At 56.2% G+C, this 21,062-nt stretch carries 25 protein-coding genes; 12 read left to right on the plus strand and 13 right to left on the minus strand.

Going from position 1 to position 21,062, the window contains the following annotated elements; all coding sequences use genetic code 11:
* Nucleotides 1-128: 128 nt before the first annotated feature.
* Entirely contained in the window at nt 129-683 is a 555-nt protein-coding gene (locus AUQ43_RS17455; protein ID WP_232310735.1) for an ATP-binding protein, read from the plus strand.
* Between the two features lie 65 nt (nt 684-748).
* On the opposite strand, the gene AUQ43_RS20470 is transcribed toward AUQ43_RS17455, so the two are convergent.
* On the minus strand, nt 749-877 hold the full coding sequence (locus tag AUQ43_RS20470) for an aa3-type cytochrome c oxidase subunit IV (protein ID WP_198157185.1): 129 nt from the start codon (nt 875-877) through the stop codon (nt 749-751).
* A gap of 143 nt (nt 878-1,020) precedes the next feature.
* On the minus strand, nt 1,021-1,386 hold the full coding sequence (locus AUQ43_RS17465; RefSeq protein WP_147250451.1) for a hypothetical protein: 366 nt from the start codon (nt 1,384-1,386) through the stop codon (nt 1,021-1,023).
* Here AUQ43_RS17465 and AUQ43_RS20385 point away from each other — a divergent pair.
* The gene (locus AUQ43_RS20385; RefSeq protein ID WP_157088481.1) at nt 1,385-1,525 is read left to right on the plus strand and encodes a hypothetical protein; all 141 of its coding nucleotides are present in this window, start codon (nt 1,385-1,387) and stop codon (nt 1,523-1,525) included. The genes AUQ43_RS17465 and AUQ43_RS20385 overlap by 2 nt on opposite strands.
* Before the next feature lie 57 nt (nt 1,526-1,582).
* Here AUQ43_RS20385 and purN read toward each other — a convergent pair whose 3' ends face one another.
* Both purN and purM read right to left on the minus strand, forming a co-directional pair.
* On the minus strand, nt 1,583-2,266 hold the full coding sequence (purN, locus tag AUQ43_RS17470; protein WP_062957607.1) for a phosphoribosylglycinamide formyltransferase: 684 nt from the start codon (nt 2,264-2,266) through the stop codon (nt 1,583-1,585).
* Entirely contained in the window at nt 2,254-3,327 is a 1,074-nt protein-coding gene (purM, locus tag AUQ43_RS17475) for a phosphoribosylformylglycinamidine cyclo-ligase (RefSeq protein ID WP_062957816.1), read from the minus strand. The genes purN and purM overlap by 13 nt, the downstream gene beginning before the upstream one ends.
* Nucleotides 3,328-3,688: 361 nt before the next feature.
* Here purM and AUQ43_RS17480 point away from each other — a divergent pair, with 361 nt between their 5' ends.
* The 7 genes from AUQ43_RS17480 (at nt 3,689) to rnd (ending at nt 10,702) form a co-directional block, all read left to right on the plus strand.
* Nucleotides 3,689-4,813 (plus strand): DUF2066 domain-containing protein, encoded by a 1,125-nt coding sequence (locus AUQ43_RS17480; protein ID WP_232310736.1) that lies wholly within the window; start codon nt 3,689-3,691, stop codon nt 4,811-4,813.
* 41 nt (nt 4,814-4,854) lie between these two features.
* Nucleotides 4,855-5,952: an AI-2E family transporter gene (locus tag AUQ43_RS17485; RefSeq protein WP_062957609.1), complete on the plus strand. Its 1,098-nt coding sequence runs from the start codon at nt 4,855-4,857 to the stop codon at nt 5,950-5,952.
* A 39-nt stretch (nt 5,953-5,991) separates the two neighbouring features.
* The gene (locus AUQ43_RS17490) at nt 5,992-6,696 is read left to right on the plus strand and encodes a DnaA ATPase domain-containing protein (RefSeq protein ID WP_062957610.1); all 705 of its coding nucleotides are present in this window, start codon (nt 5,992-5,994) and stop codon (nt 6,694-6,696) included.
* Nucleotides 6,697-6,796: 100 nt separating this feature from the next.
* Complete coding sequence (locus tag AUQ43_RS17495; RefSeq protein WP_062957817.1) at nt 6,797-7,297, plus strand: RimK/LysX family protein; 501 nt, start codon at nt 6,797-6,799, stop codon at nt 7,295-7,297.
* A gap of 134 nt (nt 7,298-7,431) precedes the next feature.
* Nucleotides 7,432-8,337 (plus strand): 30S ribosomal protein S6--L-glutamate ligase, encoded by a 906-nt coding sequence (gene rimK, locus AUQ43_RS17500; RefSeq protein WP_062957611.1) that lies wholly within the window; start codon nt 7,432-7,434, stop codon nt 8,335-8,337.
* A gap of 4 nt (nt 8,338-8,341) precedes the next feature.
* Nucleotides 8,342-9,436: a succinylglutamate desuccinylase/aspartoacylase family protein gene (locus tag AUQ43_RS17505; RefSeq protein WP_084272152.1), complete on the plus strand. Its 1,095-nt coding sequence runs from the start codon at nt 8,342-8,344 to the stop codon at nt 9,434-9,436.
* Nucleotides 9,437-9,538: 102 nt separating this feature from the next.
* Nucleotides 9,539-10,702: a ribonuclease D gene (gene rnd, locus AUQ43_RS17510; protein ID WP_062957612.1), complete on the plus strand. Its 1,164-nt coding sequence runs from the start codon at nt 9,539-9,541 to the stop codon at nt 10,700-10,702.
* Nucleotides 10,703-10,781: 79 nt separating this feature from the next.
* On the opposite strand, the gene AUQ43_RS17515 is transcribed toward rnd, so the two are convergent.
* Nucleotides 10,782-11,360, minus strand: coding sequence for a TetR/AcrR family transcriptional regulator (locus tag AUQ43_RS17515; protein WP_062957613.1), 579 nt, complete (start codon nt 11,358-11,360; stop codon nt 10,782-10,784).
* A gap of 197 nt (nt 11,361-11,557) precedes the next feature.
* Here AUQ43_RS17515 and AUQ43_RS17520 point away from each other — a divergent pair, with 197 nt between their 5' ends.
* Nucleotides 11,558-12,106, plus strand: a complete 549-nt coding sequence (locus AUQ43_RS17520) for a carboxymuconolactone decarboxylase family protein (protein WP_062957614.1) — start codon at nt 11,558-11,560, stop codon at nt 12,104-12,106.
* Between the two features lie 108 nt (nt 12,107-12,214).
* Nucleotides 12,215-12,679: a DUF1348 family protein gene (locus tag AUQ43_RS17525; RefSeq protein ID WP_062957615.1), complete on the plus strand. Its 465-nt coding sequence runs from the start codon at nt 12,215-12,217 to the stop codon at nt 12,677-12,679.
* A 314-nt stretch (nt 12,680-12,993) separates the two neighbouring features.
* Here AUQ43_RS17525 and AUQ43_RS17530 read toward each other — a convergent pair whose 3' ends face one another.
* A complete protein-coding gene (locus AUQ43_RS17530; protein ID WP_062957616.1) occupies nt 12,994-13,860 on the minus strand; it encodes an SDR family oxidoreductase in 867 nt (288 codons plus the stop codon).
* A gap of 102 nt (nt 13,861-13,962) precedes the next feature.
* Here AUQ43_RS17530 and AUQ43_RS17535 point away from each other — a divergent pair, with 102 nt between their 5' ends.
* On the plus strand, nt 13,963-14,877 hold the full coding sequence (locus AUQ43_RS17535) for a LysR family transcriptional regulator (RefSeq protein WP_062957617.1): 915 nt from the start codon (nt 13,963-13,965) through the stop codon (nt 14,875-14,877).
* A gap of 15 nt (nt 14,878-14,892) precedes the next feature.
* Here AUQ43_RS17535 and AUQ43_RS17540 read toward each other — a convergent pair whose 3' ends face one another.
* Genes AUQ43_RS17540 through AUQ43_RS17570 form a run of 7 tightly spaced genes read right to left on the minus strand, consistent with a single transcriptional unit; the run spans nt 14,893 to nt 20,928 of the window.
* Nucleotides 14,893-15,477, minus strand: coding sequence for a CatB-related O-acetyltransferase (locus tag AUQ43_RS17540; protein ID WP_062957618.1), 585 nt, complete (start codon nt 15,475-15,477; stop codon nt 14,893-14,895).
* A 1-nt stretch (nt 15,478) separates the two neighbouring features.
* Nucleotides 15,479-16,372: an NAD(P)-dependent oxidoreductase gene (locus AUQ43_RS17545; RefSeq protein ID WP_062957619.1), complete on the minus strand. Its 894-nt coding sequence runs from the start codon at nt 16,370-16,372 to the stop codon at nt 15,479-15,481.
* Nucleotides 16,369-16,905: a dTDP-4-dehydrorhamnose 3,5-epimerase gene (gene rfbC / locus AUQ43_RS17550; protein ID WP_062957620.1), complete on the minus strand. Its 537-nt coding sequence runs from the start codon at nt 16,903-16,905 to the stop codon at nt 16,369-16,371. Before rfbC ends, AUQ43_RS17545 begins: the two co-directional genes overlap by 4 nt.
* Entirely contained in the window at nt 16,902-18,134 is a 1,233-nt protein-coding gene (locus AUQ43_RS17555) for a class I SAM-dependent methyltransferase (RefSeq protein WP_062957621.1), read from the minus strand. Before AUQ43_RS17555 ends, rfbC begins: the two co-directional genes overlap by 4 nt.
* A complete protein-coding gene (gene rfbG, locus AUQ43_RS17560; RefSeq protein ID WP_062957622.1) occupies nt 18,131-19,216 on the minus strand; it encodes a CDP-glucose 4,6-dehydratase in 1,086 nt (361 codons plus the stop codon). The genes AUQ43_RS17555 and rfbG overlap by 4 nt, the downstream gene beginning before the upstream one ends.
* A gap of 5 nt (nt 19,217-19,221) precedes the next feature.
* Complete coding sequence (gene rfbF, locus AUQ43_RS17565) at nt 19,222-19,992, minus strand: glucose-1-phosphate cytidylyltransferase (RefSeq protein WP_062957623.1); 771 nt, start codon at nt 19,990-19,992, stop codon at nt 19,222-19,224.
* A 42-nt stretch (nt 19,993-20,034) separates the two neighbouring features.
* The gene (locus AUQ43_RS17570) at nt 20,035-20,928 is read right to left on the minus strand and encodes a glycosyltransferase family 2 protein (protein WP_084272153.1); all 894 of its coding nucleotides are present in this window, start codon (nt 20,926-20,928) and stop codon (nt 20,035-20,037) included.
* Nucleotides 20,929-21,062 lie beyond the last annotated feature (134 nt).

Here is a 21,062-nt window from a genome sequence, read left to right on the forward strand (position 1 = left end):
TTTTTACCGCCTCTCATAGAGTGGCGGGGTAGCGACGTTTTGACCAATTGAGACCCACCCGCCGGCGAGGCGGGTTTTTTTGTGGCTGTCTCCCGGCCAGAACCTAGTTCAAGAAACGGGAGACAGAAATGACCAGGCCTTTATCCGAGTTAGCGCATACCAACAGCCCATCGACCCCGGCACATGGAACCAGGGCCGGAACCCTGCATATGCTGTGTGGCAAGATCGCGGCGGGTAAATCGACGCTTGCGGCGGAACTGGCGCGCAAGCCGGGGACGGTGCTGATTGCCGAGGATGAATGGCTTTCAACGCTTTTTGGCGACCAGATGCGCTCCGTTGCCGATTATGTCCGGGTCTCGGAAAAGCTTCGCGGTGTGATGGGCCCGCATGTGGCAATGTTGCTGCGGTGCGGATTATCGGTGGTGCTGGATTTCCCGGCCAATACAGTGGGCTTGCGTCACTGGATGCGCGGGATCGTCGAGGAGTCCGGGGCCGATCATGTTTTGCATTATCTCGATCTTGAGGATGATGTATGCATTGCGCGGCTTCGGGTGCGCAACCGGGCCGGAACCCATCAGTTTGCCGCAAGCGACGCCCAGTTCCATCAGATCAATGCGGCTTTTGTCCCGCCAAGCGTGGAGGAAGGGTTTAACGTCGTGCGCTATGAGACAGATACGCTTTGAACATAAAAAAAAGCTGCCGGAAAACGGCAGCTTTTCAATTTTTCGGATCAATGCCAACCGGCAGATCACAGAAGGAAGATCGCCATCAGGATCAGAAGGGCAATGATAGAGATGGTGCCCCATTTCACGAAATTGGTGTAGCCGTGATAGATGCTGACATGGGTTTCGGTGAGTTCGTAATCGTTACCCTGCAAACTTGCCTCCTTGGGATTTGGGGATTGGGATTTTTCAAATGTATAGCCGTTGGGTTGAGCGCAGGCAAGTGCGAGATTAACCCTGAATGTCATACCTTTGACCGACTTCACATTTGGTTTGGTTCACCTTTGATGCCAAGGACTTACTGGATGCCCGATTTGCAGCCATAGGGCAGGAAGGTGCCGGTGAGCCCGTGGCTCATCATTGCAAGTGACATCTCGTTGGCATAGTCGAGCTCTGTCTTGGATTTCGGGCAGGCATAGGCGCGGCCCGCACAGCCATTTTCGATATAGTCTTCTTCGGCCTTGGCGAATTCGGGGCTGAGTGCGCCGCGCGGAATGGTGTCGAGCAATTCGGCGCGCACGTCCTGATAGACCGCGCATTTTTGCGCCCGCCAGTGTTTGTCGCCGGTTTGCATGTCTGCGCCGTCGGCCTCTGCCATTGCGTGGGTCGGCAGGGCCGCCAAAACGGCGAGGGCAGTGATGAGTCCGGGGAGCTTGTGTTTCATGATGCGGTTTTCTCTGGTGGCGGTGATTTCGGTGGTGGCGGTGGCGTTTAACCAGCACACCACACCATCAGAATGCGCAGAGATTATGGTCGTGCTTTGCCGATTTGGCAGCACAGCACAAAAAAAACAGGCCATATGACTATGGCCCGCTTTTTCATGCGTTCAGAAACCTGCGCAGCCAGCGCCACAGGTTCTTTCATCCGGGTTCGAGTGCCGGGTTGATTTCGGCGAAGTCGGCTTGCGGGGCGTCTGTGACGGTCACAATGCCCTTGGCATCGACGGAGACGCGGCCTTCGGCGATCCAGCGGATGACCTGCGGGTAGATGCGGTGTTCCTGCTTCAGGATGCGCTGGGCGAGTTTGCCAGCATCATCGCCGGGCAGGACCGGAACCACGGCCTGCGCGATGATCGGGCCGCTATCGACTTCGGGCACGACATAATGCACGGTGCAACCCGCGAACTTCACCCCGGCATCAAGGGCGGCCTGATGAACATGCAGGCCCTTGAAGCTTGGCAGAAGGGACGGGTGGATGTTGATCAGCTTGTCTTTCCAGCGCGCGGTAAAGCTTTCACTGACCAGACGCAGGTAGCCTGCCAGAACGACAAGGTCGGCACCGCTTTCCGCGATCAGGGTGCTGACGGCATCGTCATAAGCTTCGCGCCCGCCGGGATAGCCCTTGTGCGGGATGGCTTCTGCCCGGATGCCGGCACGACGCGCGCGTTCAAGCCCGCCCGCCTGGGTCTGGTTGGAAAATACCAGCACGATTTCGGCCGGGTAGTCAGATGCGTTGCAGGCATCAATGATGGCTTGCAGGTTGGACCCGCCGCCTGAGATCAGAACGGCGAGCTTGAGCTTCTTGCCGTTGCTTACTTGTCCCATGTACGGGCCATGTTCTTGATCACGACCTGCGGCCCATCGCCTGCGCGCGGGCCGATGACACCGATCTGGCTGACGGTTTCGCCGTGCTCGCGCAGGATGGCTTCGGCTTCATCGGCTTTGTCCGCCGGAACGACCACGCACATGCCAATGCCGCAGTTAAAGGTGCGCGCCATTTCCATGGCCGGAATGCCGCCCTGTTTGGACAGCCATTTAAAGACCGGCAGGTATTCCCAGCAGCTGGCATCAAAGACAGCGGTGAGGTTTTCGGGGAGAACGCGCGGCACGTTTTCGGTCAGGCCGCCACCCGTGATGTGGGCAAGTGCCTTGACCAGACCGGCCTTGTGGGCCGCGAGACAGCTTTTGACATAAACCTTCGTCGGTTCAAGCAGGGCTTCGCCAACGGTTTTGCCCGGTGCGAACGGGGCTTCGTCGGAATATTCAAGACCGGCCGTCTCGACAACCTTGCGGACCAGCGAATAGCCATTGGAATGTACACCGCTGGAGGCGAGGCCAAGAATGACATCGCCCTCGGCAACGTTCGAGCCGTCAAGCAGTTCGCCGCGTTCGGCCGCACCAACCGCAAAACCGGCCAGATCATATTCGCCGTCGGCATACATACCGGGCATTTCGGCGGTTTCACCACCGATCAGCGCACAGCCAGCCTGTTTGCAGCCCTCGGCAATGCCGGCAACAACACTTGCGGCGTTATCGACCGACAGCTTGCCGGTTGCGAAGTAATCAAGGAAGAGAAGCGGTTCCGCACCCTGAACGACAAGGTCATTGACACTCATGGCGACAAGGTCGATGCCAACGGTGTCATGTTTGTCAGCGAGGAAGGCGACTTTGAGCTTGGTGCCGACACCATCGGTGCAGGACACCAGAACCGGGTCGTTATATCCGGCGGCCTTCAGATCAAAAAGGGCACCGAAACCGCCAAGACCGCCGGCAACACCGGAACGGGTTGTTGCTTTTGCAAGCGGTTTGATTCGTTCGACAAGGTCATTCCCGGCATCGATATCGACACCGGAGTCCTTATAGGTAAGGCCGTTAGAGGCGGTCATGTTGGTGATCCCTGGCTTCGCGCGTGCATGAATAAAAGCGGGCGGACCCGCGTTTTTGATCAGTACATACCGACTTCCATGCGTCAAACACGGGGCACGTGCGGTCCGGGTCGCAGGGTAGTCCTGCTGTTTGACCAATCCGCCTTACTGACGCCTTTAATCAGATGTAGAGGGTGATCTACGCTCTACTGATAAAAAACGCGGGCTTGATAATTTCCGCTGGGCCGAAAATACTCAAACGCGGACAATATGCAATGATCACCTGCGCATGACAGAGTTTTCTTTGCAGAATGCGTTCAACATGCCACAAAGAGCGTTATAGAAGACTCCAACAAGACACGATTAGGGCAAAGAGGCATACGTGCTTACTTCATTGAAAAACATCAAGATGTTGGCGGTCACGGCGACCGTTGCCGCGATCATGGCATTTCCGGCGGGCGCACAGGACATTTTCACCGTGACCGGTGTTCATGTTGACGAGCGCGCCGAAACAGCCGCCGCCGCGCGCGAAAGCGCACTTGAGATCGGCCAGCGCAAGGCCTTTGAAGAAGTGGTAGCCCGTTTGACCCTGCCCGAAGATCGGGCCGGACTTGCCATGCCCGATACATCGACGATCACGAACATGGTGCGCGATTTCGGGGTGTCGAATGAAAAGACATCCTCGGTGCGCTATATCGCCGACATGACGGTGCGTTTCAAGGATGACGAGCTGCGCCGGTACCTTCGGTTCCGCGATATTTCCTTTGCCGAGCTGCAATCCAAGCCGGTGATGATCGTGCCGGTCTATCGCACGAACAATTATGTCAGCCTGTGGGATGATCCCAATCCGTGGCGCGAGGTCTGGTCGCGCAATATCGCGACATCGGGACTTGTGCCGATCAAGGCGCCGATTGGCGATCTGACCGATATCAGCGCGATTACAGCCGAACAGGCAGAAAACGGAGCAATGGAGCCTCTGGGCCAACTGGCACGGCGCTATGGTGCGGATGTCGCCGTGGTGGCGAGTGCCGAGGTCACCGGCCCGCAAAGTGGTGAAACGGTGAATGTTTCCGTCACGCGGTATGACCCCACCGGTGCGCCGCAGATTTTTGGCGTGCAGGAAAAGACGCAAGCCGGCGAGACTTTGAACGAGACGCTGGTACGCGCGGCCAAATCGGTGCAGGACCAATTGGCCGATGGCTGGAAACGGGCGAACCTGATCAATTACGGCACGGGTGGCAACCTGATGGTGTTTATCCCGATTACCGGTCTTGGCGACTGGGCCGGGATCGAGAAAAAGCTGGTCGGGCTTCCGGTGGTGCGCAATTCGCGGGTTGTCGCAATGTCCAAGCGTGAAGTGCAGCTGTCACTTGATTATGTCGGCTCGACCAATCAGTTGCAGACTGCCCTTAATCAACAGAATCTTAGCCTGAGCCGGATGGGTGAACTTTGGTTCATCCAGCCAAGCGGTTCGGATCGCCTTGATGGATTATCACTTGGCAGTTAAGCCCGTTTGACTACGGGGAAGGGTAACAGGGGGACCCGAAGATGACATTACGGCAGCAAGCGCGTTTCTGGCTGATCTTTGTCGTCGGATTCTTTTTCCTGATCTGGCTGTTTTCGAGCATCCTGTTGCCATTCGTGGCCGGGATGGCGATTGCCTATTTCCTTGATCCGCTGGCAGACAAGCTTGAGGCGCGCGGGACGAGCCGGGTGATTGCGACCAGCATCATTACGGTGCTGTTCTTCCTTGTTTTCATTCTGGTGATGTTGCTGGTGGTGCCGATGATCGGTAGCCAGCTGGCAGGATTCCTTGAACGGTTCCCCGGCTATGTCGATACCTTGCGCACCAATGTTGCGCCGTATTTGCAAAGTGTCCTCGACCGTGTCGCGCCCGAAACCCTGCAAAGCGTATCAGACGCGATCAAGGGACAGAGTGCCAACGCCCTTAAATGGGTGGGCAATGTCTTAAGTGAAGTCCTGTCGGGTGGGCTGGCGCTTTTGAACTTCCTGAGTTTGCTGTTCATTACGCCGGTTGTGTCATTTTATCTGCTGCGCGACTGGGACAAGATCGTTGCCAAGGTGGACAGTTACCTGCCACGGCGATCGGCCAAGGATATCCGCCAGTGTGTCAGCGAGATTGACGAAACCCTTGCGGGCTTTGTGCGCGGGCAGGCGACCGTGTGCATTTTGCTGGGCCTGTTTTACGGGCTTGGCCTGACGCTGGCGGGGCTTGAGTTCGGCTTTGTCATCGGGTTGATGACCGGGCTTGTATCGTTTGTGCCCTATTTCGGGATGATTGCCGGATTTGCGGTGGGCATGGGCGTTGCGCTGGCCCAGTTCGGCTTTGGCCTTGATCTTGGGCTTGTTGCGATTGTGTTTTTGATCGGGCAGGTGCTTGAGGGTAATTTCCTGACGCCGAAACTGGTTGGTGACAAGGTCGGCCTGCATGCGGTCTGGGTGATGTTTGCCTTGCTGGCCGGTGGTGCGGTGTTTGGCCTTCTGGGCGTGATGCTCGCCGTGCCGGTGGCGGCTGTTATTGGCGTGCTTGTCCGTTATGGTTTAAGGCAGTATCTGGATAGTCGGCTGTATGATCATGGATCCGGTGCCAGCAACGGTGCCGGTGCGGATTCCGAAAGCCAGTAGAACCCAGTAGAACATAGAGACCTGCAAATTGAGCTTAGTGTGACCCGGGTGACTTCCAAACCGGATAAAGATAACGATCCACAGCAATTGCCATTGGCCCTTGAAATGCGCCCGGCACTTGGGCGTGACGATTTCATGGTGGCCGATTGCAACAGCCAAGCCGTGGCGTGGATCGACCAATGGCCGAAATGGCCCGCACCGGCAATGTGTCTTTATGGGCCAAAGGGGTGTGGCAAAAGTCACCTGGCGGAAGTCTGGCGGGCGCGGTCCGGTGCCTTGCAGGTCGCGGCCGCTGATCTTGGTGTGCAAAATGCCGACGAGATCCTGGGGGATGCGACCGGTCTTGTGATCGAGGATGCGGATGGCGGCCTTGATGAGACGGTCTGTTTCCACATTTACAATATGCTTAAAGAACGCGGCGGCCATTTGCTTTTGACCGCAAGCCAGCCGCCATCGCGTTGGCAGATCACGCTGCCCGATCTGAAATCACGACTGGGCGCGGCACTGGTGTGCGAGATTTCACCACCGGATGATGATTTGATTGTCGGACTTCTGATCAAGCTGTTTGCTGACCGGCAAATCCCGGCCAGCCCGCAAATCATCAGTTATGTTTTGCCAAGGATCGAACGATCCTTTGCGGCGTTAAGTGAACTGGTGGCGGCGATTGACCGGCGCGCACTGGCAGAAAAGCGTGCCGTGACCTTGCCCCTTGTGCGCAACGTGATGGAAGATATGGCGCTGTAATCACGATGCTGTTTTAGCCGATTTCGCAAGCCGATCAGGTTGTTACAGGGTATCATCGACCACATCTAACAAAGTGCCGTTCAACAATTGGAAGCTGCATGTGAGCCCACAACGCGTAAATGCAAAACCGTCGCTTAAAACCCAGACCGCATCATTGATCGCGGACGGGCATGTTCTGGGCTGGCGGGAATGGATCGGACTTCCCGACCTTGACGTGCCGGTGATCAAGGCTAAGGTTGATACAGGGGCGCGGACATCGTCGCTGCATGCGATCAATCCGATACAGATTGAGCGTGACGGGCGCGATTTCGTTGCCTTTACCCTGCCGCACTATCGCGGCGACGGGCATGGCCCGATTGAATGTTTGGCCCCGTTGCTGGAGCGTCGCGAGATTCGCTCTTCGAACGGAAGTGCCGAAGAACGCTTTGTGATTTCGACCCATATCCTGGTCGGGCATCACAAATTGAAAGTTGAAGTGTCGCTGGCAAATCGGTCAATCATGGGCTTTCCCATGCTTTTGGGCCGTACAGCGATGAAGGCAGGAAGATTTTTGGTGTTGCCATCAAAATCTTATCTTGCAGGGAAGCCGGAACAGAGATAGACGCGCAGAAGAACGCACCATCGCCGGAACAAGTTCCCGGCAAGGCCGTTTTACTTTCTGACAATTTCTCATTCGCCCGCAGCCGGTATGATACCGGGCGCGCGCCGTTTTATGCCGACCAAGGGGGACATCTCATGAAAATCGCGATGCTTGCACGCAATCCCAATCTTTACTCCCACAAACGGTTGGTCGAGGCGGCCGAAGATCGCGGGCATGAGTTGGACATCATCAGTACCCTGCGGGTGTCGATGAATATCACGTCGCTCAAACCTGAAATCTATTACGGCGGAGCGAAGCTGACGGGATATGATGCGGTGATCCCGCGTATTGGTGTGTCGGTGACACAGTTCGGTCTGGCGGTATTGCGTCAGTTCGAAATGATGGGTGTTTATCCGCTGAATGAATCGGTGGCGATTGGCCGGTCACGCGACAAGCTGCGTTCCCTGCAGATTTTGGCGCGCCGTGGCATTGGCCTGCCGGTTACCGCCTTTGCCCATGATCCCAAAAAGACCGACGAGGTACTGTCAATTGTTGGCGGCGCGCCCGTGGTGATCAAACTCCTTGAAGGGACGCAGGGCATCGGTGTGGTTCTGGGCGAAACAGAGAAATCTGCAAAATCCGTGATCGAGGCCTTTCGCGGGGCCAATGTTGCGATCATGGTGCAGGAATTCATCAAGGAAGCCGGGAACAGTGATATCCGTTGCTTTGTGATTGGCGGCAAGGTGGTTGCCAGCATGGAGCGCAAAGGGGCGGAGGGTGATTTCCGTTCCAACATCCATCGCGGCGGGTCATCGCGGTCAATCCGCATTACGCCGCAGGAACGCGCAACCGCCGTGGAAGCAGCCAAGGCCATGGGCCTGAATGTATGCGGTGTTGACATTCTGCGCTCCAACCACGGGCCGGTGGTGATGGAGGTGAACTCATCCCCGGGGCTTGAGGGGATCGAGGTGGCGACAGGCAAGGACATTGCCGGGATGATCATTGATTTCATGGAAAAGGATTTCAAACCCGGCAAGGTACGGACCAAGGGCAAGGGATAAGGGCATGAGCGAGGCCGGATCTTCGACGGGGAAAGGCAAGGCGTCAAAAGCCAGAACCCCAAAGGCCCCTGATTTCGAAATCGGCGGGCAAAAGGTTGCACCGGGCACACGCCAGCTTGTCGATATTCCGATTTCGCTGCTGTCAAACCACACGCCGGTCAATCTGACGGTGAGTGTTGTGCATGGCAAACGGCCCGGCCCGGTGATTTTTGTCAGCGGGGCGGTGCATGGCGACGAGATTGTCGGGGTGGAAGTGATCCGGCGTGTCTTGAAGTCGTCGGCCTTGCGCGGCATGCGCGGAACGTTGCTGGCAGTTCCCGTGGTCAATGCGTTCGGGTTTTTGAACCATACGCGTTATCTGCCCGACCGGCGTGATTTGAACCGGTCGTTTCCGGGCCATTCCCGTGGATCGCTTGCCGGGCAGCTTGCCCACCTTTTCTTGAGCGAGATCGTCGAACGGTCCGATTTCGGGATCGATTTGCACACAGCCGCCGTGAACCGGGTGAACCTGCCACAAATCCGGGTCAATGAAGATGACCCGGAAATCATGAGTTTTGCCGAGGCCTTTGGCGCGCCGATCATTTTGACCAGTCCGTTGCGCGACGGGTCGCTGCGCGAGGCTGCGCGCGAACTTGGCGTGCCGATCCTGCTGTATGAAGCAGGCGAGGGGCTTCGTTTTGATGAAATGTCGATCCGGGCAGGGGTTTCGGGTGTTTTACGAGTGATGCGCAAATTGGGCATGACATCGCAACGCACCGTGCGCGAACCGCGTGTGCCATCATTTAAGTCATCAAACAGCCATTGGCTGCGCGCGCCAGCCGGGGGGATCTTGCGAACCTTCAAGCTGGCGGGCGATTTTGTGCATGCCGGGGACGTGGTTGCGGCGGTGTCCGATCCGTTCGGCCAGCGCGACGAGGATATCTTTGCGCGTGAAGACGGCTTGATCATCGGGCGGACCAACCTGCCGATCGTCAACCAGGGCGATGCGCTGTTTCATGTTGCCTCGATCAAACGGCCATCCGAGGTGCAGGAACGCATGGATGCCATCGAAACCCACCTGCAATCCGATCCGCTTCTTGATGAGGACGAGATTATCTAGTCGCTCCGGGATGTTGTGGCCGTTTTCGCCTGACGAAGCCGAAGATCAGCTCTGCACCGAAGCCACTGGCGGATTGTGCTGCGCAATGCTATAGCAATCGACATGGAACCGATTACAACTACAGAAGAACTTCGTGATCTGTGTGAAAGATTGCGCAAGTTCGAATATGTCACTGTCGATACCGAATTCATGCGGGACTCGACCTATTGGCCGCAACTGTGTCTGGTGCAGCTGGCAAGTCCGGAGTCGTCAGACAACGGCGCTGCGGTTGATCCGCTGGCCGAGGGCATTGACCTTGCACCGCTGTTCGAGCTGATGCAGGACGAGGATGTCGTGAAGGTATTTCACGCCGCCCGTCAGGATATCGAAATTTTCGTCCATCTGTCGGGCAAGGTGCCCCATCCGGTGTTTGATACCCAGGTGGCGGCGATGGTGCTGGGCTATGGCGATCAGGTCGGCTATGAGACGCTGGTCAACAAGGTGGCGCGCAAAAGCATTGATAAATCGATGCGCTTTACCGATTGGTCGCGCCGGCCGCTGTCTTCCAAACAGATCAGTTACGCACTTTCAGATGTTACGCATCTGCGCGTGATCTATGAGGCGTTCCACGAACGCCTTGAAGCCAATGGCCGTGCGGCATGGCTGTTTGAGGAAATGGAACGCCTGACCGATCCGTCGATCTATTCGATTGACCCGGCCGATGCGTGGAAGCGGCTTAAAACCCGGTCCAACAGCCCGAAATTCCTTGCCGTGGCCCGTGCGCTTGGCGAATGGCGCGAAACCGAAGCGCAGCGCAAGAACCTGCCGCGTAACCGGATTTTGCGCGATGATACCTTGCTTGATATCGCGGCCCGTCAGCCGATGACGGACAAGGATCTTGATAAAACCCGCGGTGTCGGACGCAATTTTGGCAGTTCCAAACCGGGGCAGGCGATTATCGAGGCGATCAAGGCAGCCCTTGATAGCCCGCAGGACCAATGGCCCAAGCCAAAGCAACGCATCGAGTTGCCAGCCGGGATTGGTCCGACGGTCGAGTTGCTGAAAGTCCTTTTGAAGCTGTGTGCCGAGGAAAAGGGTGTTGCCCAGCGTCTGGTGGCCTCAAGCGATGATTTGCAAAACATCGCAGCCGATGACAATGCGGATGTTCCGGCCATGCGCGGCTGGCGACGCGAGCTTTTCGGGCAGTATGCGCTGCGTCTCAAACACGGCCAGCTTGGGCTTAAGCTCAAAGACGGCGAAGTGGTGTTTGTTGAACTGGACAGCTGATGGTCAGCTTGCTGTGCCGAACAAAAAACGGGGCCTGATGGCCCCGTTTTTGTTTTTGTCGTCAGGTTTGTGCCAGGCGTCAGGCGGGCAGGGCCGCATCAAGCAATGTGGTTGCCATGGTTTTGGCGATCTGCGCCGATTCGGGCATGCCACGCACCTGGGCGGTGACAATCGCGCCTTCCTTTAGCAGCGCAAGCTGTTCGGCCAGTTTCCGGGGTTCTGCCGCACCGGCTTTATCACAGAGATCCGCGATATGTTCGAGGACACAGACCTTGTGTTCGGCCGCGACCTGATGGGCGGGGTGGTCAAGCTTGGCGAATTCGCTTGAGGCGTTGATGAATGCGCAGCGAGAGAATCCCATGCCCTTGAAAGCACGGCCGTGAAACCATTCTTCAAGCGCATCAAACATCGCCAGAAGCTGTTCGCGCGGGTTGGCGGATGCCTTTTGCATTTCCGATGTCAGCCACTCACGGAATTGTTCATCGCGCCGGGTGAGGGCGGCCAGGATCAGCTCATCCTTGGATTTGAAATGCTTGTACATCGTCATTTTGGCGACGCCGGACTCGGCCAAAATCTTGTCGATTCCGGTGGCATTGAAGCCCTGTGTATAGAAAAGCCGCAGGGCCGTATCGACAAGCACGTCGCGTTTTGATTTCAACTTTCTTCACTCCAATAGTCGGATTCGATAGTTCCATAGTCAGACCGGTCTGTATTCTTTTGGCGGGAAAGCCGCAGAATAGCAAGCCTTTCGGATATTAGAACGATCATTTCAAAAATATATTTGACAAATAGACAGACCTGTCTGTATATATGTTTTCAACACTGATCAACCCGAACTTGTTAAGGAGAGTTCCAATGACCCGTATTTCTCTGCCTGCTTCGATCAATGCCGCCCCTGATGCTTCGCAGCCGCTTCTTGAGGGTGTGAACAAGATGCTTGGTTCGGTTCCGAACCTGTTTCGTCTGACGGCAAACAGCCCGGCGGCCCTTGAAGGCTATCTTGGTTTGAATGGTGCGCTGTCAAAAGGCGCGCTGGATCCGCAAACACGCGAACGCATCGCCCTTGCGGTTGCGCAGATCAACGGCTGTGACTACTGCCTGTCGGCGCATACCTATCTGGGTAAAAACCTTGCAAAGCTTGATGATGCCGAGATCACGGCGAACCGCAATGGTGGTTCCACCGATCAGAAGGCCGATGCGGCTGTGCGCTTTGCCGCGGCCCTGGTGACGAATCGTGGCCGGGTGTCTGAGGCCGATGTCAGTGCCGTCAAGCTTGCCGGTTACAGCGAGGCCGAGCTGGTCGAGATTGTCGCGCATGTCGCGCTCAATACGCTCACCAACTATCTCAACGAAGCCTTTGATACCCCGATTGATTTCCCGGTCGTGAATGCTTCTGCCGCCTAAGGGCAGGGCACGCTTCCGGTAAAGCCCCGGTCGGCAATCCCCCCTCCGCATGTTGCTCCGCGCCGACCGGGGTCCCCCTTTTTGACCACAGACCAAAGGACAAGATTGATGTCACGGCCACCGCTTCCGCCCTTTAACGTTGAGACTGCCAAACAGAAGGTCCGTTTGGCCGAGGATGGCTGGAACAGCCGCGATCCTGAAAAGGTGTCGTTGGCCTATACACCAGACAGCCGCTGGCGCAACCGTGCCGAAATGTTCGCGGCCCGTGAAAACATCGTGGAGTTCCTTACCCGTAAATGGGCCAAGGAAATCGAGTATCGCCTGATCAAGGAACTTTGGGCGTTTCACGAAAACCGCATTGCTGTGCGCTTTGCCTATGAATATCGCGATGACAGCGGCAACTGGTTCCGGGCCTATGGCAACGAGAACTGGGAATTCGATGAAGACGGGCTGATGCGCCATCGTGTGGCATCGATCAATGACAAGCCGATTTCGGCAGAAGACCGGCTGTTCCATTGGCCTCTTGGACGCCGTCCGGATGATCATCCGGGGCTGTCAGACTTGGGACTTTAGTCTCGATAACCCCGCCATGTTCCGGTTCCGGCGACGGACAGGAAGTTTCGGCGGAAACCAGTTCTACCCGACAGGCAAGGTGGTGCGTCCCCGGTGCTGTCTTGCCTGTCACCCCGCAAAGGACCCTGAACATGATTGTCAAATATATCGCCTTTTCGATTACGTCGACCGCCGTGCTTTTTGTCTCCTCCCTGCTGACCTTTGCGCCGTAAAGGTCAGGGTCAAGCCCCATCGTCTTGACCAACATTCCGATGCCTCCCTGAAAACTTGCCGGGCCCCTTTCGGGGCCCGTTTTTTTGTTTCGGTGGGGTGGATCAGTTTGCCAATGCGGTCTGAATGAAATTCTCGACAGACTGTGGTTTGCGACCGACCAGCGTTTCGAAATCGTCACTTACGGTTTCGTAGTCGCCTTTCTTCGCGCCAACATAAAGGCCCGCAAGGGCTTCGACCAGGTGACCCGGCAGGCCGAGGCTGCCTAGGATGCCGGTATGGACCTCTGCTGGCAGGTCCACGAATTTGATCGGCTTGCCGGTGGCGTCTGCGATATAGCCGGCAATTTCGGTATGGGTGACGCCCTTGGTCCCGGTCAGGTCATAGGTTTTGTTGACGTGATCGGCTGGCTTGGCCAGCACCACGGCGGCGGCTTCCGCCAGGTCATTGCGCGGGATATAGGTGATTTTGGCATCACCCGCCGGGGCGCCGAAATCGCCGGTTTCAAGCGCGTGCGGGACACCGGCCAGCAACAGGTCTGCATAAAAGCTGTTGCGCAGAATGGTGAAGGCAAGGCCGCTTTCGCGAATGTAGTTTTCAGTATCGAGGTGAATGGCCGAATAGGTGAAATCCGCATCGGCCTTGGGGTCGACAATGCCGGTATAGACGATGTGTTTGACGCCTGCGGCCTTGGCGGCATCGACAGCGGTGCGGTGCTGTTTGATGCGGGTTGCGTTGTCGTCCTCGGCCGAGATGATCAGCGCGGTTTCAATGCCCTTGAAGGCGGTTGTCATCAGGGCCAGATCATTGAAATCGCCTGCGCGGACATCAATGCTCTTGGCGGCAAGGTCGGCGGCCTTTTCCGGCTTGCGGACACTGACGGCGATGTCACTTGCCGGGATGCGATCCAGCAGATGTTTGACAACAAGGCTTCCAAGTTGGCCGGTCGCACCGGTGATCAAGATGGTCATGTTGGTTTTCTCCTATCGGGTGTCAGGCGTTGCCTGTGTATGGGAGAAATCTGCGCCTATTAATGCATATGATCAATTCGATGGATATGATAATCAGTATGCATGGATATCGATGAATTGGATCTTGATTATCGCCTGCTAAGGCTGTTCCTGACGATCTATGACGAAGGGTCGGTGACGGCGGCTGCGCACCGCCTTGATGTCGGGCAGCCAACCGTCAGTCACGGGCTGGAGCGGTTGCGCCAGATTATTGGCGACCCGCTGTTTGTCCGGTCAGGCAGATCAGTTGCGCCAACCGCCCATGCCGATGAAATCGCGCCACAGGTGCGCGTATTGCTGCAAGGGATGCGGAGCCTGACCCGCGTGGTGGCCTTTGATCCCGATAACGCGGAACAGAGTGCGCATTTCGTGATTGGCGCCAATGATTACGAGGTGGCGGTGATTTTGCCCGCCCTGATGAAGCGGGTTCGGAATTGCGCGGCGGATATCCGGCTCAAGATTTTGCCGGTACCCGGATTTGACAGGATGGTCAGATGTCTGCGCGATGGCACGATTGATCATGCGATCAGTATCGATTCCTCGGGCAAGCATGGCGATATTGCCCGCCAGGGCCTTTTTCGTGAACAGATGCGCTGCTTTTATGATCCGGCGTTTCATGATGTTTTGCCCGATACGCTGGACCGGTATTGTGCCGCCAGTCATGCCCGCGTGATGATCGGGGCCAATGACAGTTCGGCAATTGATGACATCCTGCGCGGACTTGGCCGATCACGGCGCACCGCCCTTCAGGTACCAACCTTTGCCAGTGTTGCCAACCTGATCCGCGGTACTGACATCATCGCAACCCTGCCGTCGCGTCTGGCAGGGGCCATGATGGAGGGGTTCGGACAGTTCGATCTGCCGTTTGATTTCCCCGAATACGGCTTTGCCCAGTACTGGCACGTCCGCAACGCCGCCAACGCCGCCCATAAATGGCTTAGAGGCGAGATTTTCCGGGTATCACGCGGGTTGGGGTAGGTTGTGAGCAGAGTGTTATGCGCGGTTCTGCAGGGCTTCGATAAATGCATCTACATCGCCATAGAGCAGATCAGCCATCTGGCGCAGTTCCGCGTCGCTGCATTCCCACCAGCGAGTTGCAAGAAGTTGTTCGATTTGTTGATCGTCAAAACGCTTTTTGATGATTCGCGCCGGATTGCCGCCGACGATGGCATAGGGCGGGACGTCCTTGGTGACGATGGCGCCAGCTGCGACGACCGCACCGGTACCGATAGAAACACCAGAGAGAATAATGGCCCGCGCCCCGATCCAGACATCATGACCAAGTGTGATTGGTCCCTTGGTAATAGCATCACTATTGGGCTGGTCCGGGTGCCAAAGGCGCGTTTTAAGCGGATATGTACTGGGATAGCCTAAGGGGTGGTCGACCTTGCAAAGGAACAGCACGTCCGGCCCGATGGAGCAATAGGAGCCAACGGAAAGGGCAGCATCGGCAGAGACACCCGCGACCATGTTTTTGTTCAGGCCATAGGAATGCTTGCCAATGGTGACATGGGCGGGAAGCTTTGCCGATTTGGGTTTGATGCCCAGTAATTTCCGCAGTCGGTCCTTAAGTTTCATTTCACTGCCACCAATCAATACAATCCTGTAATGCGGATGTTAGGTCAAATTCACAATTGAAACCAACCGTTTGCGTGAGTACTGATGTATCCGCAACCAGATAGGGCGGGTCATCGGGACGATCTTGCATGCTTCCCGCAGCGATTGACCCGCGCCCTATGAGGGTTTTCAGTGTTTCGGCGACTTCCAGCAGGCTGTGACCTTCGCCGGTGGCGATATTGATTAGGCCCGTGAAGGGATGATCGATCAGCTTGGCAAAGGCGGCACCGGCATCTGCGACATGCATGAAATCGCGGATTTGTTTGCCGGAACTCATTTTGGCAGTTTCACCTTCCAGAAGCGCACGCGTGATCGCCGGGACGAAGCGCGCCGGGGCCTCTTGCGGGCCGCACAGCAGGAACAGGCGTCCCCAGGCAATGGATGCGCCTTGGGCGTTCAGTTCAAGGCAATGCTGGGCGAGTTTAAGCTTTTCCTGCCCATAAAGCGTGTGGGGTTTACATGCTGCGTCTTCGGTCAGTTTCTGACCCGGCGCTATACCCTGCCAGTCATATTCGGCACAGCTTCCGGCCAGTACGGCGCGTTCGCCACCCCGATCATGGAATCGATCCAGAAGATCAATGCTGGCGACACGCCAATCGGGGTTGTCGGGAGCATTCCAGAAATGACCGTGTTTGGTCTGCCAGGCCAAATGAATTAAGCCGTCGGGACGTTCGCTTTCAATCAGTTGCTTGCGAAAGTCCGCGTCAAGCAAATCACCGGAGATGTGACGGCCGGGCAGAGCGCCATCTTCTGGTACAGATCGCCCGCAGGTAATGACATCATGGCCGGTGTGAAACAGCTTTTGGCTGGCATAGGGGCCGATCAGGCCGTTGGCACCAGTAACGAGGACCTTCATTTTGGTGGCTCGTAATCAGGGTAGTTGGCATCACGATCATTGATGATCGCCGGCTTTTCGGGCCATGAAATACCGAAAGCCGGATCGTTCCAGCGCACGCCCGATGCGAGATCGGGCACGAAGGGCGCGCCCATCAGATAGAGAACCTCGGTATCGGGTTCAAGCGTCAGGAAGCCATGTGCACAGCCGGCCGGGATGATCAGGGAATTGCGGTTGGTCGCTGACAATTCGGCGCCTACCCATTTGCAGTAGCTTGCTGAATCTGGTCGCAAATCAATGACCACATCATAGATCGCGCCGGAAATGCAGCGAACGATTTTGGGGTCGCCGACCGGGGCTGCCTGATAATGCATGCCGCGCAGTGTGCCCGCATGGTGATTAAAGGACAGATTTGCCTGAACGACCTCGAAGTCATGACCATTTGCAGCCAGTTCTTCTTTGCAGAAGGAGCGTGCGAAAAAGCCGCGATCATCGCTGTGCTTTTCAAGCTCGATCAGGTCGACGCCATTGATATCTGTCGCAATAAATCTCATCCGATCACTTCGACCCTGGGGATGGCAACCATGAACTTTCCGCCCCAGTCGCTGACATGCGACATGCTTTTCATGATCTCGGCCGACAGGTTCCATGGCAGGATCAGGACATAGTCCGGTTTCGCGACCTTGAGGTGATCGGGTGCGTGGACCGGAATATGGCTGCCGGGCAGGAGCGTGTTTTGCTTGTGCGGGTTGGCATCAACCACAAAATCAATCAGGTCGGTACCAATGTCGCAATAGTTCAACAGCGTATTGCCCTTGGCGGCTGCACCATAGCCGGCAACGGTTTTGCCCTCTGTCTTGGCGGATTTGAGGAATGCCAGCAGATCGTCACGGATCTTGCGGCATTTCGCGTCAAAGCCTTCGTAGCAGGCCAGGGTCGCAATGCCCGCCTCAGCCTCTTTGGCGCGAAGGGCTGCAAGGCGGTCTGTCTCGGACCGGGTGCCGATGGTTTTCTGGGCCCAGACACGCAAGCTGCCGCCATGGGTTGGGAGTTCTTCCACGTCAAAGACCTTTAGGCCATTGCTTTCAAAGCATTTCTCGACCGCGTAGAGCGAGAGGTAGGAGAAATGTTCGTGATAGATCGTGTCGAACTGGGTCTTTTCCAGAAGGTTCAGAAGATGCGGGAATTCAAAGGTTGAGACCCCATCATCAGCCAGAACTGCGGCAAAGCCCGAGATGAAATCGTTGATGTCTGGCACATGGGCTAGAACATTGTTGGCTGCGGTCAGGTTTGCGTGGCCATGTTCGGCGACGACCTTTTCGGCCGTTTCCTTGCCAAAAAAGGCGACGAGGCTTTTAACGCCTTTTTTCTCGGCTTCCTCGGCGACATTTGCAGCCGGTTCAACGCCCAATACCGGGATTGATTTGGCGACAAAATGCTGAAGCAAATAGCCATCGTTGGATGCCACTTCGACCACAAAGGAGTCCTTTCCAAGACCAAGTCGCTCGGTTGCGGTTTCGCAGTAGTTTCGGGCATGCTCAACCCAGCTTGAGGAGTAGCTTGAGAAATAGGCATAATGACTGAAGATGTCAGACGGCGGGACAACATCATCGACCTGAACAAGGAAGCAGTTGCTGCAAACACGCGCATGCAGTGGGTAGCGCGGGTCCGTCTGGTCTGCCTGATCAAGCGACACATAGGAGTTGGCAAGCGGGCTAAGCCCAAGATCAACAAGCGTGTGTTTCAGAGCGGTTCCGCAGGCGCGGCAGGTTGGCGTTGTCATTTTGTATCCATCATCATCTCAAACGAGGCAATCTGGGCCTCGGTCACGTCGCGCATTTTGCGGTCATCAAGATGTGCCTTGTGCCATGCGACTATCCATTCCACACATGTCGGTAATTCGAGGCGCGGTTCCCACGCGAGTGTTTTGGTGGCAAGGCTTGAATTCAGCGCCAATGTGAGCGCCTCCTTGCTGCCACCGGAGTTGTCCTGTTGCGTAATACCGGCCGTTGATCCCCATGCATCCAGCATGAGATTGGTAACATGCCCCACCGTGTGTGATTCATGGGGGCCGAAATTAAGAGCCGGAACTGTGGTTTTGCCTTCAACCGCAGCCTGAAGATACATCAGATATCCCGAAACCGGCTCAATCACATGTTGCCAGGGGCGTGTGGTGCGGGGGTTACGCAGTTCGACTGGATCACCGTTGGAAACGGCGCGGATGATATCGGTCATCAGTCGGTCTTCTGACCAGTCGCCGCCGCCAACAACATTGCCAGCACGTGCCGTTACCACCGGAATGTTTGCCGCGCGGAAATAGCTTTGACCGAAACTGCGCGTGACAATTTCCTGACAGCCTTTGGACGCACTATAGGGGTCGCGGCCGCCCAGTGCATCGCCTTCGGTAAATACGATTTCACCATGTGCCTGATCGTAACTGTCATTGTCATAGGCCTTGTCGCTGGTCACGACCAGAACACCTTTGAGACCCGGACTATCACGCAACGCATCCAGAAGGTTAGCAGTGCCCATTATGTTGGTTGCCATGGTCTCGACCGGTTGGCGATATCCACGGCGAACAAGCGGTTGGGCCGCCATATGCAGGACAAGTTCGGGTTGGACCTTTCTTACCATGTCGGCGACGTCGGCCCGGTCACGCAAGTCGGCAATGGTTTGCGATGCATAGTCTAGATCAAGCAGGTCATGCAGGCTGGGATCAGTTTCTGGTGCCAACGCAAAGCCATGAACTTCTGCGCCCATCTGCATTAGCCAGCATGCTGCCCAACTGCCCTTGAAACCGGTATGACCGGTCAGAAGAACGCGCTTTCCCGACCAGAATGATCGCAGGTTTTCGCTGGTGCGCATGGCAGTTACCAGACCTTCCAGGGGGCGTTACCTTCGGTCCACAGGGTCTCCAGCATATGTTTCTCGCGCAGTGTGTCCATCGGCTGCCAGAAACCATCGTGACGCCATGCAGAAAGTTCACCCTGATCAGAGAGATTACGCAGCGGTTCAGCTTCCCAGACGGTTTTGTCTTCGGCAATTTCGTTGAGCACGGATTTTTCGCAGACGAAGAAGCCGGCATTGATGCGCGCACCATCGCCCAGCGGCTTCTCCTGAAAGGCCGAGACACGATCCCCGTCAAGTACAGTCGCGCCAAACCGGCCCGGAGGTGAGACCACCGTCATGGTTGCCTTGCGGCCCTGTTTTTTATGGAAGTCGATACTGGCGGTGATGTCAATATTGCCAAGCCCGTCGCCGTAAGTCAGGCAGAAGGGCGCATTATCATCAAGATAGTCGGCCACGCGCTTGATACGGCCGCCGGTCATGCTGTTCAGGCCGGTATCGACCAGCGTTATTTTCCAGGGTTCTGCATTGGCATTGTGATATTCAAGCTGATTGGTCGCCATATCAATGGTGACGTCGGCGTGATGCAGGAAGTAGTTGGCGAAATATTCCTTGATCACATAGCCCTTGTAGCCAAGGCAGATCACGAATTCATTCACCCCGTGTGCCGCGTAAATCTTCATCAGGTGCCACAGGATCGGCTTGCCACCAATTTCGACCATCGGCTTTGGCTTGACCGAGGTTTCTTCGCTCAATCGGCTGCCATATCCGCCTGCAAGAATTACTGCCTTCATTTGAATCGATATCCACTCATTCAGTTTTCGTGGCCTGCCGACCTAGTGTTTTGCCGCGCGTGGTAGTTTTGATGCCCTTACGCCAAGGACAGCCGCCAAGGAGCCCGCCGATCTTGCCAGGTCGCGCCAGCTCTTGTTGCTTTTGAAGGCCAGCCCGTGCAGCAGCGCCTTTCCTGCAAATCTCAACGCATGTTTCAGGCCAAGGCAAATTCCTGCAAGACGACCTTTGTACTTGCGTTCAAAGTATATTCTGGACCATGCAATGTTCCAGAACTTTTCCCAGTAGTAGGCACGATTGGGACGAACGGAGCCGCCATTGAGGTGTGTGACAACTGAATCAGCAACAAGAATCAGGCCATGACCAGCACGACGCAGGCGCATGCACATGTCATCATCTTCGAAGTAAAGATAGATCTCAGGGTCATAGAAGCCGATCTGTTTCATCACGTCCATGCGCACAAGATTGACTGCCCCCGAGAGGAACTCGACGCATAATGCACCTTCCGGAACGCAGTGATAGGCAAGTTTTCCAAAGTCGCGGCGTTTCCAAAGTTCGACATCATGGCTGGGCTCGATATTGCCGTCGCCGTCTTTATGAAGCGGACCGAACATGGCAGCTTCGGGATATTGATCCGCAGCAGAGACAAGCGCGTCGACTGCATCTGCGGTCATCAGGGAGTCCGGGTTGGCGAGCAGGGCAAATTCAGTTTCAACCGCGCCAAGTCCCTGACTGGCAGCAGCACCATAGCCTAGCCCATTGCTGTTGCGGATGACTTTTGCATCCGGGCGGAGCTTGGCCACGATATCGAGCGTGTCGTCTTGGGACGCATTATCGACGACGATCAGCGGCAAGTCGGCAGGAAGCGATTTTAATAGCCCGCCAATAACGAGCCCCCCATTATGGGTGATCGTGATTACTGTCGTTCTTGCCGTCATTTAGGTTCCCTGCAGAATGTCCATGTCCCCGTGGGGCAGAACATATTCAATCCGGGCGCAATGTCCAATCAGAGAATCCCGGCAAAGGGAAAATAATCAGTCATTTGCGGACGCAGAAAGAAACACTGTTCGGT

Origin of the sequence: Thalassospira sp. MCCC 1A01148 (genome assembly GCF_001613795.1) — a bacterium.
In the GTDB taxonomy this organism is placed as follows: Bacteria; Pseudomonadota; Alphaproteobacteria; order Rhodospirillales; family Thalassospiraceae; genus Thalassospira.

Excerpts from the sequence above, each read along its gene's own strand:
- AUQ43_RS17545 (WP_062957619.1), bottom strand. The coding sequence starts at position 16,372 with ATGAAGGTCCTCGTTACTGGTGCCAACGGCCTGATCGGCCCCTATGCC.
- AUQ43_RS17540 (WP_062957618.1), bottom strand. The coding sequence starts at position 15,477 with ATGAAACTTAAGGACCGACTGCGGAAATTACTGGGCATCAAACCCAAA.
- AUQ43_RS20385 (WP_157088481.1), top strand. The coding sequence starts at position 1,385 with ATGATGCGGTTTTCTCTGGTGGCGGTGATTTCGGTGGTGGCGGTGGCG.
- rimK (WP_062957611.1), top strand. The coding sequence starts at position 7,432 with ATGAAAATCGCGATGCTTGCACGCAATCCCAATCTTTACTCCCACAAA.
- AUQ43_RS17525 (WP_062957615.1), top strand. The coding sequence starts at position 12,215 with ATGTCACGGCCACCGCTTCCGCCCTTTAACGTTGAGACTGCCAAACAG.
- AUQ43_RS17570 (WP_084272153.1), bottom strand. The coding sequence starts at position 20,928 with ATGACGGCAAGAACGACAGTAATCACGATCACCCATAATGGGGGGCTC.
- AUQ43_RS17505 (WP_084272152.1), top strand. The coding sequence starts at position 8,342 with ATGAGCGAGGCCGGATCTTCGACGGGGAAAGGCAAGGCGTCAAAAGCC.
- rnd (WP_062957612.1), top strand. The coding sequence starts at position 9,539 with ATGGAACCGATTACAACTACAGAAGAACTTCGTGATCTGTGTGAAAGA.
- AUQ43_RS17535 (WP_062957617.1), top strand. The coding sequence starts at position 13,963 with ATGGATATCGATGAATTGGATCTTGATTATCGCCTGCTAAGGCTGTTC.
- AUQ43_RS17455 (WP_232310735.1), top strand. The coding sequence starts at position 129 with ATGACCAGGCCTTTATCCGAGTTAGCGCATACCAACAGCCCATCGACC.
- rfbC (WP_062957620.1), bottom strand. The coding sequence starts at position 16,905 with ATGAGATTTATTGCGACAGATATCAATGGCGTCGACCTGATCGAGCTT.
- AUQ43_RS17520 (WP_062957614.1), top strand. The coding sequence starts at position 11,558 with ATGACCCGTATTTCTCTGCCTGCTTCGATCAATGCCGCCCCTGATGCT.
- rfbF (WP_062957623.1), bottom strand. The coding sequence starts at position 19,992 with ATGAAGGCAGTAATTCTTGCAGGCGGATATGGCAGCCGATTGAGCGAA.
- AUQ43_RS17485 (WP_062957609.1), top strand. The coding sequence starts at position 4,855 with ATGACATTACGGCAGCAAGCGCGTTTCTGGCTGATCTTTGTCGTCGGA.
- AUQ43_RS17555 (WP_062957621.1), bottom strand. The coding sequence starts at position 18,134 with ATGACAACGCCAACCTGCCGCGCCTGCGGAACCGCTCTGAAACACACG.
- AUQ43_RS17530 (WP_062957616.1), bottom strand. The coding sequence starts at position 13,860 with ATGACCATCTTGATCACCGGTGCGACCGGCCAACTTGGAAGCCTTGTT.
- AUQ43_RS17465 (WP_147250451.1), bottom strand. The coding sequence starts at position 1,386 with ATGAAACACAAGCTCCCCGGACTCATCACTGCCCTCGCCGTTTTGGCG.
- rfbG (WP_062957622.1), bottom strand. The coding sequence starts at position 19,216 with ATGCGCACCAGCGAAAACCTGCGATCATTCTGGTCGGGAAAGCGCGTT.
- purN (WP_062957607.1), bottom strand. The coding sequence starts at position 2,266 with ATGGGACAAGTAAGCAACGGCAAGAAGCTCAAGCTCGCCGTTCTGATC.
- purM (WP_062957816.1), bottom strand. The coding sequence starts at position 3,327 with ATGACCGCCTCTAACGGCCTTACCTATAAGGACTCCGGTGTCGATATC.